The sequence below is a fragment of the Pseudomonas sp. 18058 genome (assembly GCF_902706155.1).
In the GTDB taxonomy this organism is placed as follows: Bacteria; Pseudomonadota; Gammaproteobacteria; order Pseudomonadales; family Pseudomonadaceae; genus Aquipseudomonas; species Aquipseudomonas rustica.
The window spans coordinates 28885-42243 of the sequence record NZ_CACSJY010000014.1 but is presented as its reverse complement, the minus strand read 5'-3'; the positions used below and the strand labels follow the sequence as shown (position 1 = coordinate 42243).

General features: G+C 59.3%; 11 protein-coding genes, 1 tRNA gene and 1 riboswitch. Of the genes, 11 read left to right on the top strand and 1 reads right to left on the bottom strand.

The features are described from left to right. Positions 1-99: 99 nt before the first annotated feature. The 6 genes from aruF (at position 100) to astE (ending at position 6519) form a co-directional block, all read left to right on the top strand. Positions 100-1119, top strand: a complete 1020-nt coding sequence (aruF, locus tag GVL50_RS10080) for an arginine/ornithine succinyltransferase subunit alpha (RefSeq protein ID WP_053122867.1) — start codon at positions 100-102, stop codon at positions 1117-1119. A gap of 51 nt (positions 1120-1170) precedes the next feature. Continuing rightward, positions 1171-2196: an arginine N-succinyltransferase gene (gene astA, locus GVL50_RS10075; RefSeq protein WP_053122864.1), complete on the top strand. Its 1026-nt coding sequence runs from the start codon at positions 1171-1173 to the stop codon at positions 2194-2196. Next, positions 2193-3662: a succinylglutamate-semialdehyde dehydrogenase gene (gene astD / locus GVL50_RS10070; protein ID WP_178124176.1), complete on the top strand. Its 1470-nt coding sequence runs from the start codon at positions 2193-2195 to the stop codon at positions 3660-3662. The genes astA and astD overlap by 4 nt, the downstream gene beginning before the upstream one ends. Before the next feature lie 139 nt (positions 3663-3801). Beyond that, positions 3802-5148 carry an N-succinylarginine dihydrolase gene (gene astB / locus GVL50_RS10065; RefSeq protein WP_053122860.1) on the top strand — a complete coding sequence of 449 codons (1347 nt, stop codon included), beginning with the start codon at positions 3802-3804 and terminating at the stop codon, positions 5146-5148. 57 nt (positions 5149-5205) lie between these two features. Next, positions 5206-5496, top strand: a complete 291-nt coding sequence (locus GVL50_RS10060) for a hypothetical protein (RefSeq protein ID WP_008077915.1) — start codon at positions 5206-5208, stop codon at positions 5494-5496. A 12-nt stretch (positions 5497-5508) separates the two neighbouring features. After that, entirely contained in the window at positions 5509-6519 is a 1011-nt protein-coding gene (astE, locus tag GVL50_RS10055) for a succinylglutamate desuccinylase (protein ID WP_159812719.1), read from the top strand. A 144-nt stretch (positions 6520-6663) separates the two neighbouring features. Here the strand turns inward: astE and GVL50_RS10050 are convergent, their stop codons facing one another. Continuing rightward, complete coding sequence (locus GVL50_RS10050; protein ID WP_007919335.1) at positions 6664-7173, bottom strand: 6,7-dimethyl-8-ribityllumazine synthase; 510 nt, start codon at positions 7171-7173, stop codon at positions 6664-6666. Between the two features lie 101 nt (positions 7174-7274). After that, a riboswitch (FMN riboswitch) is annotated at positions 7275-7446 on the bottom strand. A 198-nt stretch (positions 7447-7644) separates the two neighbouring features. On the opposite strand from GVL50_RS10050, the gene ltaE reads away from it, so the two are divergent. From ltaE to GVL50_RS10025, 5 genes are all read left to right on the top strand, one after another. Beyond that, a complete protein-coding gene (gene ltaE, locus GVL50_RS10045) occupies positions 7645-8649 on the top strand; it encodes a low-specificity L-threonine aldolase (protein ID WP_159812717.1) in 1005 nt (334 codons plus the stop codon). A 146-nt stretch (positions 8650-8795) separates the two neighbouring features. Next, the gene (gene alaS / locus GVL50_RS10040) at positions 8796-11414 is read left to right on the top strand and encodes an alanine--tRNA ligase (protein ID WP_159812715.1); all 2619 of its coding nucleotides are present in this window, start codon (positions 8796-8798) and stop codon (positions 11412-11414) included. Between the two features lie 90 nt (positions 11415-11504). Continuing rightward, the gene (locus GVL50_RS10035; protein ID WP_053122853.1) at positions 11505-12746 is read left to right on the top strand and encodes an aspartate kinase; all 1242 of its coding nucleotides are present in this window, start codon (positions 11505-11507) and stop codon (positions 12744-12746) included. Between the two features lie 188 nt (positions 12747-12934). Continuing rightward, positions 12935-13123 carry a carbon storage regulator CsrA gene (gene csrA, locus GVL50_RS10030; RefSeq protein WP_002554426.1) on the top strand — a complete coding sequence of 63 codons (189 nt, stop codon included), beginning with the start codon at positions 12935-12937 and terminating at the stop codon, positions 13121-13123. Positions 13124-13185: 62 nt separating this feature from the next. Beyond that, a tRNA-Ser gene (locus GVL50_RS10025) sits at positions 13186-13276 on the top strand. Positions 13277-13359: the final 83 nt, after the last annotated feature.

Sequence of the window (13359 nt, the reverse complement as noted above, 5' to 3'; positions counted from 1 at the left end):
CGCAGCCCATCGGGGATAAATCCCCTCGCCACAAAGAGCCGATCCCACAATGTTCGGTATTTTTTTTCTGTGAATTGATAAGAGAAAAGGAGTGACACCATGCTGGTGATGCGCCCCGCGCAAATGGCTGATCTGGGCGAGGTACAGCGTCTGGCTGCGGACAGCCCGATTGGTGTCACTTCCTTGCCGGATGACGTGGAACGTCTGAGCGACAAGATCGCCGCGAGCGAAGCGTCGTTTTCTGCCGAAGTGAGCTTCAACGGTGAAGAGAGTTACTTCTTCGTCCTCGAAGAATCCACCACCGGCAAACTGGTCGGTTGCTCGGCGATTGTCGCGTCCGCCGGTTACTCGGAGCCGTTCTACAGCTTCCGTAACGAGACCTTCGTCCACGCCTCCCGCGAGTTGAAGATCCACAACAAGATCCACGTGCTCTCGCAGTGCCACGACCTGACCGGCAACAGCTTGCTGACCAGTTTCTACGTGCAGCGTGAGCTGGTCGGGTCGCCGTGGTCGGAGCTGAATTCCCGTGGCCGTCTGCTGTTCGTCGCCAGCCATCCCGAGCGTTTCGCTGATTCGGTGGTGACCGAGATCGTTGGTTACAGCGATGAGAATGGCGACTCGCCGTTCTGGGACGCGATTGGTCGTAACTTCTTCGACCTCAATTACGCCGAAGCCGAACGCCTGTGCGGGCTGAAAAGCCGCACGTTCCTCGCCGAGCTGATGCCGCATTACCCGATCTACGTGCCGCTGCTGCCGGACTCCGCCCAAGAGGCGATGGGCCAGGTGCACCCGCGTGCGCAGATCACCTTCGACATCCTGATGCGCGAAGGCTTCGAGACCGATCACTACATCGACATTTTCGACGGTGGCCCGACCCTGCATGCGCGTGTTTCGGGGATCCGTTCGATCGCCCAAAGCCGTGTGGTGCCAGTGAAGATCGGCGAGCCGGTGAAAGGCGCCGGGCGCCAGTATCTGGTGGCCAACGCGCAGTTGCAGGATTACCGCGCGGTGCTGCTGGAACTGGATTACGCGCCGGGCAAACCGGTGACTCTGGATCTGGAAGCGGCCGAAGCCCTGGGCGTCGGTGAAGGTGCCAGCGTGCGCCTGGTGGCGGTTTAACGCCTTAGCGAGTTTCACGGGTGGCGAAGGCGGCCCGTTTGAGGAGATAGCATGATTGTTCGTCCCGTACGCAGCAGCGATTTATCCGCGCTGATCGACCTGGCCCGTAGCACCGGCACCGGTTTGACTACTTTGCCGGCCAACGAAGAACGTCTGGCCCATCGGGTCGGCTGGGCCGAGAAGACTTTTCGCGGCGAAGCTGGCCGTGGTGATGCGGACTACCTGTTCGTGCTCGAAGACGACGACGGCCGCGTGGTGGGGATTTCCGCCATTGCCGGCGCGGTCGGCATGCGTGAGCCTTGGTACAACTTCCGTGTCGGCCTGACCGTCAGCGCCTCGCAAGAACTGAATATCTATCGCGAGATTCCGACGCTGTTTCTGGCCAACGACCTGACCGGTAATTCCGAGCTGTGCTCGTTGTTCCTGCACGCCGATTACCGCAGCGGTCTGAACGGTCGCATGCTGTCGAAGGCGCGGATGCTGTTCATCGCGGAATTCCCTGAATTGTTCGGCAACAAGATCATCGCCGAAATGCGCGGTGTCTCCGATGACGCCGGTCGTTCGCCGTTCTGGGAAAGCCTCGGTCGGCACTTCTTCAAGATGGAATTCAGCCAGGCCGACTACCTCACCGGTGTCGGCAACAAGGCGTTCATCGCTGAACTGATGCCGAAATTCCCGCTGTACACCTGCTTCCTGTCGGAAGGCGCGCGTCAGGTCATCGGCCAGGTTCACCCGGACACCGAGCCAGCCTTGGCGATGCTCAAGGGCGAAGGTTTCAGCTATCAGGGTTACGTCGACATCTTCGACGCCGGCCCGGCCATCGAATGCGAAACCGGCAAGATCCGCGCGGTGCGTGACAGCGAAGCGCTGGTGCTCGCCGTGGGTACGCCTGGCGACGACGCCACGCCGTTCATCATCCATAACCGCAAGCGCGAAGACTGCCGCATCACCGCTGCGCCGGCGCGTCTCGCTGCCGGTACTTTGGTGGTCGATCCGCAGACCGCCAAACGTCTTCAACTCAACGCTGGCGATCAAGTGCGCGCCGTGGCGTTGTCCGCTGCACGGGAGTCGAAATAATGAATTCGCTATACATCGCAGGTGAGTGGCTGGCCGGTCAGGGCGAGGCCTTTCAATCGCTGAACCCGGTGACCCAGCAAGTGCTGTGGTCGGGGGAGGGCGCCACGGCGGCTCAGGTTGAATCGGCTGTGCAAGCTGCGCGTCAGGCGTTCCCGGGCTGGGCACGTCGCACGCTGGACGAGCGCATCACGGTGCTTGAGGCTTTCGCCGCGTCGCTGAAAAACCACGCTGACGAACTGGCTCGCACCATTGGTGAAGAGACCGGCAAACCGCTGTGGGAATCGGCGACCGAAGTGACTAGCATGGTCAACAAGATCGCGATTTCGGTGCAGAGCTACCGCGAGCGTACCGGCGAGAAGAGCGGCCCGTTGGGTGACGCCACTGCTGTGCTGCGCCACAAACCGCACGGCGTGGTCGCAGTATTCGGCCCTTACAACTTCCCTGGCCACTTGCCAAACGGCCACATCGTGCCGGCGCTGCTGGCGGGTAACAGCGTGCTGTTCAAGCCAAGCGAACTGACCCCGAAAGTGGCCGAGTTGACGGTCAAGTGCTGGATCGAAGCCGGTCTGCCAGCGGGTGTTCTGAACCTGGTGCAAGGCGCCCGGGAAACCGGCATCGCGCTGGCAGCGAACCCGGGCATCGATGGTTTGTTCTTCACCGGTTCGAGCCGCACCGGCAATCATCTGCACCAGCAATTCGCCGGTCGTCCGGACAAGATTCTGGCGCTGGAGATGGGCGGTAACAACCCGCTGGTGGTTGATCAGGTCGCGGATCTGGATGCGGCGGTTTACACGATTATTCAGTCGGCGTTCATTTCTGCCGGTCAGCGTTGCACCTGCGCACGCCGCCTGCTGGTGCCGCAAGGCGCGTGGGGCGACAGCCTGTTAAAGCGTCTGGTTGAAGTCAGCGCGACTATTGAAGTCGGCGCATTCGATCAGCAACCGTCACCGTTCATGGGCTCGGTGATTTCCCTCGGCGCGGCGAAAGCGCTGATGGACGCTCAAGAACATCTGCTGGCCAACGGCGCGGTGTCGCTGCTGGAAATGACTCAGCCACAAGCACAAGCCGCGTTGCTGACGCCGGGCATCGTTGATGTGACGGCGGTTGCCGAGCGTCCGGACGAAGAACTGTTCGGCCCGTTGCTGCAAGTGATCCGCTACGTTGATTTTGAAGCAGCGATCGTTGAAGCCAACAACACCGCTTATGGGCTTGCTGCGGGTTTGCTGTCGGATTCCGAAGCGCGTTATCAGCAGTTCTGGCTGGAAAGCCGCGCCGGCATCGTCAACTGGAACAAACAACTGACCGGCGCTGCGAGCAGCGCGCCATTTGGTGGGGTGGGTGCCTCGGGCAACCATCGCGCCAGCGCCTATTACGCAGCGGATTACTGCGCGTACCCGGTGGCGTCGCTGGAGACGCCGAGCCTGGTGTTGCCTGCCTCTCTGACACCCGGCGTGAAGATGGCGTGATGCCCATTCGCGAGCAAGCTCGCTCCCACAAGTGCGATGAAGATCCCTGTGGGAGCGAGCTTGCTCGCGAAGGCCGCACCTCGGTCAAAAAGAACAGTTACTGAAGCCTATAACAACAGATTCTCGTGGAGCCTCGCTGATGAAATCCTATGAAGTCAATTTTGACGGTCTAGTGGGGCCGACCCATAACTACGGTGGTCTGTCCTACGGCAACGTTGCGTCCCAGAGCAACAGCCAGCAATCCTCGAACCCGAAGGAAGCGGCGCTGCAAGGTCTGGCGAAGATGAAAGCGCTGATGGAAATGGGCTTTCAGCAAGGCGTACTGGCGCCGCAGGAACGTCCGGACGTGGCCGCTCTGCGCCGTCTGGGTTTCAGCGGTACCGACGCGCAAGTGATCGAGCGCGCCGCCAAAGAAGCCATGCCGCTGTTGGTCGCCAGTTGCTCGGCGTCGAGCATGTGGGTGGCCAACGCCGCCACGGTCAGCCCGAGTGCCGACACTGCTGACGGTCGCGTGCATTTCACCGCCGCCAACCTCAATTGCAAATACCACCGCAGCATCGAGCACCCGACCACCAGCCGTGTGCTCGGTGCGATGTTCGCCAATCAGCAGCACTTCGCCCATCACGCCGCGTTGCCGGCGGTGGCGCAGTTCGGTGATGAAGGCGCGGCCAACCACACACGTTTCTGCCGTGAGTACGGCGAGGCGGGCGTTGAGTTCTTCGTGTTCGGTCGCAGCGCGTTCGACAACCGTTTCCCGGCGCCGCAAAAGTACCCGGCGCGGCAGACCCTCGAAGCTTCGCAAGCCGTTGCGCGTCTGCACGGTCTGCGTGACGAAGGCGTGGTTTACGCCCAGCAGAACCCGAACGTGATCGATCAGGGCGTGTTCCACAACGACGTGATTGCTGTGGGTAATGGCGAGGTCTTGTTCTATCACGAGGACGCGTTCCTCGACACCGAGTCGATGCTGGCCGAGCTGCAAAGCAAACTGGCCAAAGTCGGTGGTAACTTCCAGTCCGTGTGTGTGCCGCGTTCGGCGGTTACCGTGGATGACGCGGTGCGCTCGTACCTGTTCAACAGCCAATTGCTCTCGCGTCCTGACGGTTCGATGCTGTTGATCGTGCCGCAAGAGTGCCAGGCCAACGAACGCGTCTGGGCTTACCTGCAAAGCCTGACCAGCTCCGGCGGTCTGATCCGCGAAGTGAAAGTTTTCGATCTCAAGCAAAGCATGCAAAACGGCGGTGGTCCGGCGTGCCTGCGACTGCGCGTCGCGCTTAACGAAACCGAACTGGCGGCGGTCAACCCAGGGGTTATCATGACGGCACCGTTGTACGGTTCGTTGACCGCATGGGTCGAGAAGCACTACCGCGACCGCCTGAGCGAAACCGATCTGGCGGATCCGCAGTTGCTGCTTGAATGCCGGACGGCACTGGATGAACTGACGCAAATCCTTAAACTGGGCGCGGTTTATCCATTCCAGATCAATTGATGGCCGGCGCGTCGCCCGAACGCGGCGCGCGGCTTGTCTCACCAAGAGAGTAAAAACATGAGCGATTCCCTGCAGCTGATCCTTGAAGACACTGACGGCACGCAACTGGAGACCTCCTGCACCCGCGTTGCGGTCATGTGGCAAGGCAAAGAGCTGTGGATCCAGCAGGACGGCCGTGGCCAGTTGCTGATCGGCGTGGACGTTGAAGAAGGTGACGCCGAATACGCCAACCTGCTGCTGCGCCCATTGGCGACTAATCTGGTAAGTCTGCAACTGGAAATGGAACCGGCTGACGCTGGCGACGACGAAGACCACGTGCACGGCCCGGATTGCAACCACGACCACTAAGGAAACCGCTCTATGCTCGCCCTCGGCAAACTGCTTGAACTGACCCTCGCCGGCCGCGAACCGGCGGAGAAGACTCAACTGACTGTCGAAGGCGTGCGCATGCGCTGGTTGAGCGAAGGGGCGCTGGAAGTCCGGCCACCCGAAGCGCGCGACAATGGCCTGGATCTGCTGCTGTCGGCAGGGATCCATGGCAACGAAACAGCGCCGATCGAGTTGCTTGATCGGCTGCTGCACGACATCGCACGCGGCGATCTGAAGCCGCGCGCACGTATTCTGTTTCTGTTCGGCAACCCCGAGGCGATTCGCAAAGGCGAGCGCTTTGTCGAGCAGGACGTCAATCGGCTGTTCAATGGCCGTCACGAACAAAGCAGTGGCTCAGAAGCGCTGCGAGCCTGTGAGCTGGAGCGTTTGGCGGCGATTTTCTTCAGCCTGCCGGATCGCCAGCGCCTGCACTACGACCTGCACACAGCGATTCGCGGCTCGAAGATCGAGCAGTTCGCGCTGTATCCGTGGAAGGAAGGTCGTCAGCATTCACGCCTTGAACTGGCGCGCCTGCGCGCTGCCGGGATGGAAGCGGTGCTGCTGCAGAACAAACCGTCGATCGTTTTCAGCTCTTACACCTACGACAAACTCGGCGCTGAGGCTTTCACGCTGGAACTGGGCAAGGCGCGGCCGTTCGGGCAGAACGACGGGGTTAACGTCTCGCTGCTGGAAACTCGCTTAAAGCAGATCATTGAAGGCACAGAACCAGAGATGGCTGAAGCGCAGCTGGATGGTTTGCAGCTGTTCAGTGTCGCGCGGGAAATCATCAAGCACAGCGATGCGTTCCGCCTGAACCTGCCGCAGGACATTGAAAACTTTTCCGAGTTGGAGATGGGTTATGTGCTGGCCGAAGATCTGGCCAATACCCGCTGGATCATTGAGGAGGAGGGCGCGCGCATCATCTTCCCTAATCCCAAGGTCAAGAACGGCTTGCGCGCAGGCATCCTCATCGTCCCGACCAGCGACGAAAACCTCGCCTGACCCTGCCACATTTTCCTGTAGGAGCTGCCGAAGGCTGCGATCTTTTGATCTTGTGGTTTTTTAAGATCAAAAGATCGCAGCCTTCGGCAGCTCCTACAGGTGATGATCGTTCCCGCGCGATGCATGGGAACGATCATCAGTGGGTCAGACCGCTACTGCATGCGGCTCGGTACGGCGCAGTGCGCGAACCTTGCGCAGTGTATCCGCGCAAGTCCGCGCTGCTTCCTGACCCTTGTGTACAAAGTGCTCAAAGAAGAATTTCTGATGCTCGTCACCCGCATGGAAGTGATGCGGCGTCAGCGACACCGAGAACACCGGCACTTCGGTTTCCAGTTGCACTTGCATCAGGCCGCTGACCACCGATTGGGCGACGAACTCGTGACGGTAGATGCCGCCATCCACCACCAGGGCTGCGGCGACGATGCCGGCATAACGACCGGTTTTGGCCAGCAACTTGGCGTGCAGAGGCATTTCAAAAGCGCCGCCGACTTCGAAGATGTCGATGTCCGATTCCTGATAGCCCAGGGCAATCATTTCGGCGACGAAGCCTTTTCGGCTCTGGTCGACGATTTCTTTGTGCCAGCAGGCCTGGATGAACGCAACGCGCTCGCCGTGTGGGTGTTTGCTTTTGCTGTCGATAGCGGTGGGTTGCATGTTCTGACTCCTGTTTGTGTGAAAAACAGGGCGTTATGAATCGAAAGGGATTCAAGGGTGCGCACACGCACAGCATCGCGCGGACGGCCCTTTGGCGTTAATCCCGTTCTCTCTTCATCCGGACTATGACCGTCGGCCCCGGGATCACACCGGGTCTGCTGACCTTGCCGCCGATCTCAACCGAAGTCGTATTCGTCGCCAAGCGCTCGCGGGCTATGCGCATTGCGCGCAATTACCGCCGGTGGGGAATTGCACCCCGCCCTGAGAACGTTTTTGCCGCCCTTTCTCGGGCGGCGCAGCGTTTTTAACACAGATTTTGTGTCTGTGCATTGCGCCTTTTTGATGATTGCCATCGAAAACCTGAAAGCCTTGAAACGAAAAATCCTTGCGCAAGGGTTGATTAATCCGCGCCATGACCGCAGTAATTCCACTTCGTAAAGGGATTTCCCCTGCTGAATTGAGGCCAGGTTCATGAGCGTTATCGATCTTCGCAGCGACACCGTCACCCAACCGACACCCGCCATGCTCGACGCGATGACCGCAGCCGATACCGGTGACGATGTGTACGGCGAAGACCCGACGGTCAATCGTCTGGAAGCCGAACTGGCTAAACGCTTGGGCTTTGCCGCCGCGCTGTTCGTGCCGACCGGCACCATGAGCAACCTATTGGGATTGATGGCGCACTGCGAGCGCGGCGACGAATATGTCGTGGGTCAGCAGGCGCACACCTACAAGTACGAGGGCGGCGGCGCGGCGGTGCTCGGTTCGATTCAGCCGCAGCCGCTGGAAGTGCAGACCGACGGTTCGCTGGATCTGGATCAAGTCGCGGCGGCGATCAAACCCGACGACTTCCATTTCGCTCGCACCCGTTTACTGGCGCTGGAAAACACCATGCAAGGCAAAGTGCTGCCGCTGGAATATCTGGCGCGGGCGCGTAAATTCACCCAAGACCACGGCTTGCAACTGCACCTCGACGGCGCTCGGCTTTACAACGCGGCGGTCAAGCTTGGAGTTGATGCACGGGAAATCACCCAGTATTTCGATTCGGTATCGGTGTGCCTGTCCAAAGGCCTCGGTGCGCCAGTGGGATCGGTGCTGTGTGGTTCCGAGCAACTGATCGGCAAGGCCCGGCGTTTGCGCAAAATGGTCGGCGGCGGCATGCGTCAGGCCGGATTGCTGGCGGCGGCGGGGCTGTATGCGCTGGATCACAACGTCGAACGCCTGGCGGATGACCACGCCAACGCGCAGTTTTTGGCCGATGGTCTGCGTGAAGCAGGTTTCACCGTTGAACCGGTGCAAACCAACATGGTTTATGTGCAAATGGGCGACAAAGCCGAAGCGATCAAGGCGTTTGCCGGCGAACGCGGGATCAAGTTGAGCGCCGCCGCGCGGCTGCGTATGGTCACGCACATGGACGTCAGTCGCGCGCAAATCGAGCAAGTGATCGCGACATTCGTCGACTTTTCGCGCAAGTGACAGCGTTAGCCGTCCAATTGACCGTTTCTATCGTATAAACACGCTGTACCCCGCGCGCAGGGCCGATATAATGCGGCCCTTTGCCGTCGCTTCGTCTGTTGACGTTTCGAACAGGCCTTTGGCCGCAGCCTCCGTGGAAGAACCTAATGAAAAGCGCAGAAATCCGTGAAGCCTTCCTTCGCTTCTTCGAAGAGCAAGGCCACACCCGTGTAGCCTCCAGCTCTTTGATTCCGGGCAACGACCCAACCCTGCTGTTCACTAACGCGGGGATGAACCAGTTCAAGGACTGCTTCCTGGGCCAGGAAAAACGTGCGTACACCCGTGCGACCAGCAGCCAGAAATGCGTGCGTGCCGGTGGCAAGAACAGCGACCTGGAAAACGTCGGTTATACCGCTCGTCACCACACGTTCTTTGAAATGCTCGGTAACTTCAGCTTCGGTGACTATTTCAAGAAAGACGCGATTACCTACGCGTGGACCTTCCTGACCGGCGTTCTGCAACTGCCGAAAGAAAAACTCTGGGTCACCGTCTACGCCTCCGACGACGAAGCGTATGACATCTGGACCAAAGAAATCGGTGTGCCGGTCGAGCGCATGATCCGCATCGGCGACAACAAAGGCGCGCCGTACGCCTCCGACAACTTCTGGACCATGGGCGATACCGGCCCGTGCGGTCCGTGCACCGAGATTTTCTACGATCACGGCGACCACATCTGGGGCGGCCCGCCGGGCTCGCCGGAAGAAGACGGCGACCGTTACATCGAGATCTGGAACAACGTGTTCATGCAGTTCAACCGCACCGCCGATGGCGTCTTGCATCCGTTGCCAGCGCCGTCGGTCGACACCGGCATGGGCCTGGAGCGGATCAGTGCGGTGATGCAGCACGTCAATTCCAACTACGACATCGACCTGTTCAAAAACCTGCTGAAGGCCTCGGCTGAAGCGATCGGCTGCGAAAATGGCGATCAGTCTTCGTTGAAAGTCGTGTCCGACCATATCCGTTCGTGCGGTTTCCTGATCGCCGACGGCGTGCTGCCGTCCAACGAAGGTCGCGGTTATGTACTGCGCCGGATCATCCGTCGCGCCTGCCGTCACGGTAACAAGCTGGGCGCTACCGGCAGCTTCTTCTACAAGATCGTTGCTGCACTGGTTGCCGAGATGGGCGAAGCCTTCCCGGAACTGAAAAAGCAGCAAAGCAACATCGAGCGCGTGCTCAAGGCTGAAGAAGAGCAGTTCTCCAAGACTCTGGAGCACGGCCTGAAAATTCTTGAGCAGGATCTGCTTGAACTCAAAGGCACCGTGGTACCGGGCGACGTAGTGTTCAAACTCTACGACACCTATGGTTTCCCGATGGACCTGACCGCCGACATCGCCCGCGAGCGCAGCCTGACTGTCGATGAAGTCGGCTTCGAACGTGAGATGGAAGCTCAGCGTGTGCGTGCGCGTTCGGCCAGCTCGTTCGGTCTGGACTACAACACTTTGGTCAAGGTTGACGTGGCCACTGAGTTCACCGGTTACAAAGACACCAGCGGTTCGGCAAAAATCGTTGCTATCTATAAAGATGGCCAGTCGGTCGACGTCTTGAATGAAGGCGAAGAGGCGGTGATCGTTCTGAATCAGACGCCGTTCTACGCTGAGTCCGGCGGCCAGATCGGCGACTGCGGTTATCTGCAGGCCGGCAGCAGCCGTTTCGACGTGCGCGACACCACCAAAACCGGCGGCGCTTTCCTGCACCACGGTGTGCTGGATTCGGGCAGCCTGACCATCGGCGCGCCAGTGGAAACCCACGTCGACGCCGAAGTGCGTCACGCCACTTCGTTGAACCACTCGGCCACGCACTTGCTGCACGCTGCACTGCGCCAGGTTCTGGGCGAGCACGTTCAGCAGAAAGGTTCGTTGGTCGATAGTCAGCGTCTGCGTTTCGACTTCAGCCACTTTGAAGCGATCAAGCCTGAGCAGATCAAAGCGCTGGAAGACATCGTCAACGCCGAGATTCGCAAGAACTCCGCCGTTGAAACCGAAGAAACCGACATCGAAACCGCGAAGAACAAAGGCGCGATGGCGCTGTTCGGCGAGAAGTACGGCGACAACGTGCGCGTGCTGAGCATGGGCGGTGATTTCTCCGTCGAGCTGTGCGGCGGTATCCACGCCAATCGTACCGGCGACATCGGCCTGCTGAAAATCATCAGCGAAGGCGGTGTGGCTTCGGGCGTGCGTCGTATCGAAGCAGTCACCGGTGCTGCGGCACTGGCGTATTTGAATGCTGCAGAAGAACAACTCAAGGAAGCGGCCAGCCTGGTCAAGGGCAGCCGCGACAACCTGATCGACAAGCTGTCGGCTGTGCTCGAGCGCAATCGCCAACTGGAGAAGCAACTCGAGCAGTTGCAAGCCAAGGCGGCGAGCGCGGCGGGCGACGATCTGTCGTCCTCGGCACTGGACGTCAAAGGCGTGAAGGTTTTGGCCGCACGCCTGGATGGTCAGGACGCCAAGGCGCTGCTGGCGCTGGTTGATCAGTTGAAGAACAAACTCGGCCGCGCAGTGATCCTGCTCGGCAGTGTCCATGAGGAAAAGGTCGTTCTGGTTGCTGGCGTAACCAAAGACCTGACTGGCCAACTCAAAGCCGGTGATTTGATGAAGCAAGCTGCTGCGGCAGTGGGCGGGAAGGGCGGTGGTCGTCCGGACATGGCGCAGGGCGGTGGCGTTGATGCCGGCGCGCTGGATGGTGCACTGGCGCTGACCGTTCCATTCGTCGAGCAGGGTTTATAAGACGGTTCATCGCGCTCGCAGTCTAGTGGCGGGCGCGGCGGCTGTTCGAGTGATTATTGGGCGCCCTTCATGGGCAGAGGCGGCTTTGAAATGGCTTTGATCGTACAGAAATTTGGAGGCACCTCGGTCGGTACTGTCGAGAGAATCGAGCAGGTCGCCGACAAGGTTAAGAAATTCCGCGATGCCGGCGATGACCTGGTGGTTGTGCTGTCTGCAATGAGCGGCGAAACCAACCGTCTGATCGATCTGGCCAAGCAAATCAGTGGCGACGGTCAACCGGTTCCGCGTGAGCTGGACGTGATTGTTTCAACCGGTGAGCAGGTGACGATTGCCCTGTTGGCCATGGCGCTGATCAAGCGCGGTGTGCCGGCGGTGTCGTACACCGGTAATCAGGTGCGGATCCTGACCGACAGTGCGCACAATAAAGCGCGTATCTTGCAGATTGATGACCAGAAGATTCGTGGTGATCTGAAAGCAGGTCGCGTGGTAGTTGTCGCCGGTTTCCAGGGCGTCGACGAGCACGGCAACATTACCACTCTCGGTCGTGGCGGTTCCGACACCACCGGCGTGGCACTGGCTGCGGCGTTGAAGGCTGACGAGTGCCAGATCTACACCGACGTTGATGGTGTTTACACCACTGACCCGCGCGTTGTGCCGGTCGCTCAGCGTCTGGACAAGATCACCTTCGAAGAGATGCTGGAAATGGCCAGCCTCGGTTCCAAGGTGTTGCAGATCCGTGCCGTGGAATTCGCCGGCAAGTACAACGTACCGCTGCGCGTACTGCACAGCTTCAAGGAGGGTCCGGGCACCCTCATTACTATTGATGAAGAGGAAACCATGGAACAGCCGATCATTTCCGGCATCGCTTTCAACCGCGATGAAGCCAAGCTGACCATCCGTGGCGTGCCAGACACCCCGGGCGTGGCGTTCAAGATTCTCGGCCCGATCAGTGCCGCGAACATCGAAGTCGACATGATCGTGCAGAACGTCGCGCACGATAACACCACCGACTTCACCTTCACCGTACACCGCAACGACTTCCAGGCCGCACAGAACGTGCTGGAAAACACTGCTCGCGAGATCGGTGCCCGTGAAGTGGTTGGCGACATCAAGATTGCCAAGGTCTCGATCGTCGGCGTCGGCATGCGTTCCCACGCAGGCGTGGCCAGCCGCATGTTCGAATCGCTGGCAAAAGAAAGCATCAACATCCAGATGATCTCGACTTCGGAAATCAAGGTTTCCGTGGTGATTGAAGAGAAGTACCTGGAACTGGCCGTGCGCGCTCTGCACACGGCTTTCGAACTGGATGCGCCGGCCCGTCAAGGCGAGTAATTCCGTTCAACTGAAGGGCGCGGTCTGACCGCGCCCTTTATTTTTTTGAATGGCGTGAGCCCTGACTGTTCTTTTGCTCGCGCTGGTCAATACTCAGGCATGTAGGGCTACGATCGCTCCGGTTGTAGGTCGGGTGCCTTTTTTTTGCAGACTGTTGTCCCTGAACTGAATTGCGTAAGGAGAAAGGTATGCTGATTCTGACCCGTCGGTGCGCAGAAAGCCTGATTATCGGTGACGGCGAAATCACCGTGACCGTGCTCGGCGTTAAAGGAAACCAAGTGCGCATCGGTGTGAACGCGCCGAAAGAGGTTGCCGTGCACCGTGAGGAAATTTACCTGCGTATAAAGAAAGAGAAGGACGAAGAACCAAGCCATTAATTTTTATCGATTTTTATGTTTGCAAACGGGGAAAAGGTTGGTTAAGATACGCCCCGTGTTGCGGAGAGCTGGCCGAGTGGCCGAAGGCGCTCCCCTGCTAAGGGAGTACACCTCAAAAGGGTGTCGGGGGTTCGAATCCCCCGTTCTCCGCCATTATTTGCTTAGTACGTCGTAATCTGGCTTTTTCTGTAAGTTGTTGAAATTAATAGAAAAAGTGGTTGGAATAGAGATTAGAC

What these genes read in the sequence shown, in the direction of transcription:
- aruF (WP_053122867.1), top strand. Translation starts at nt 100, where the DNA reads ATGCTGGTGATGCGCCCCGCGCAAATGGCTGATCTGGGCGAGGTACAG.
- astA (WP_053122864.1), top strand. Translation starts at nt 1,171, where the DNA reads ATGATTGTTCGTCCCGTACGCAGCAGCGATTTATCCGCGCTGATCGAC.
- astB (WP_053122860.1), top strand. Translation starts at nt 3,802, where the DNA reads ATGAAATCCTATGAAGTCAATTTTGACGGTCTAGTGGGGCCGACCCAT.
- GVL50_RS10060 (WP_008077915.1), top strand. Translation starts at nt 5,206, where the DNA reads ATGAGCGATTCCCTGCAGCTGATCCTTGAAGACACTGACGGCACGCAA.
- astE (WP_159812719.1), top strand. Translation starts at nt 5,509, where the DNA reads ATGCTCGCCCTCGGCAAACTGCTTGAACTGACCCTCGCCGGCCGCGAA.
- GVL50_RS10050 (WP_007919335.1), bottom strand. Translation starts at nt 7,173, where the DNA reads ATGCAACCCACCGCTATCGACAGCAAAAGCAAACACCCACACGGCGAG.
- ltaE (WP_159812717.1), top strand. Translation starts at nt 7,645, where the DNA reads ATGAGCGTTATCGATCTTCGCAGCGACACCGTCACCCAACCGACACCC.
- alaS (WP_159812715.1), top strand. Translation starts at nt 8,796, where the DNA reads ATGAAAAGCGCAGAAATCCGTGAAGCCTTCCTTCGCTTCTTCGAAGAG.
- GVL50_RS10035 (WP_053122853.1), top strand. Translation starts at nt 11,505, where the DNA reads ATGGCTTTGATCGTACAGAAATTTGGAGGCACCTCGGTCGGTACTGTC.
- csrA (WP_002554426.1), top strand. Translation starts at nt 12,935, where the DNA reads ATGCTGATTCTGACCCGTCGGTGCGCAGAAAGCCTGATTATCGGTGAC.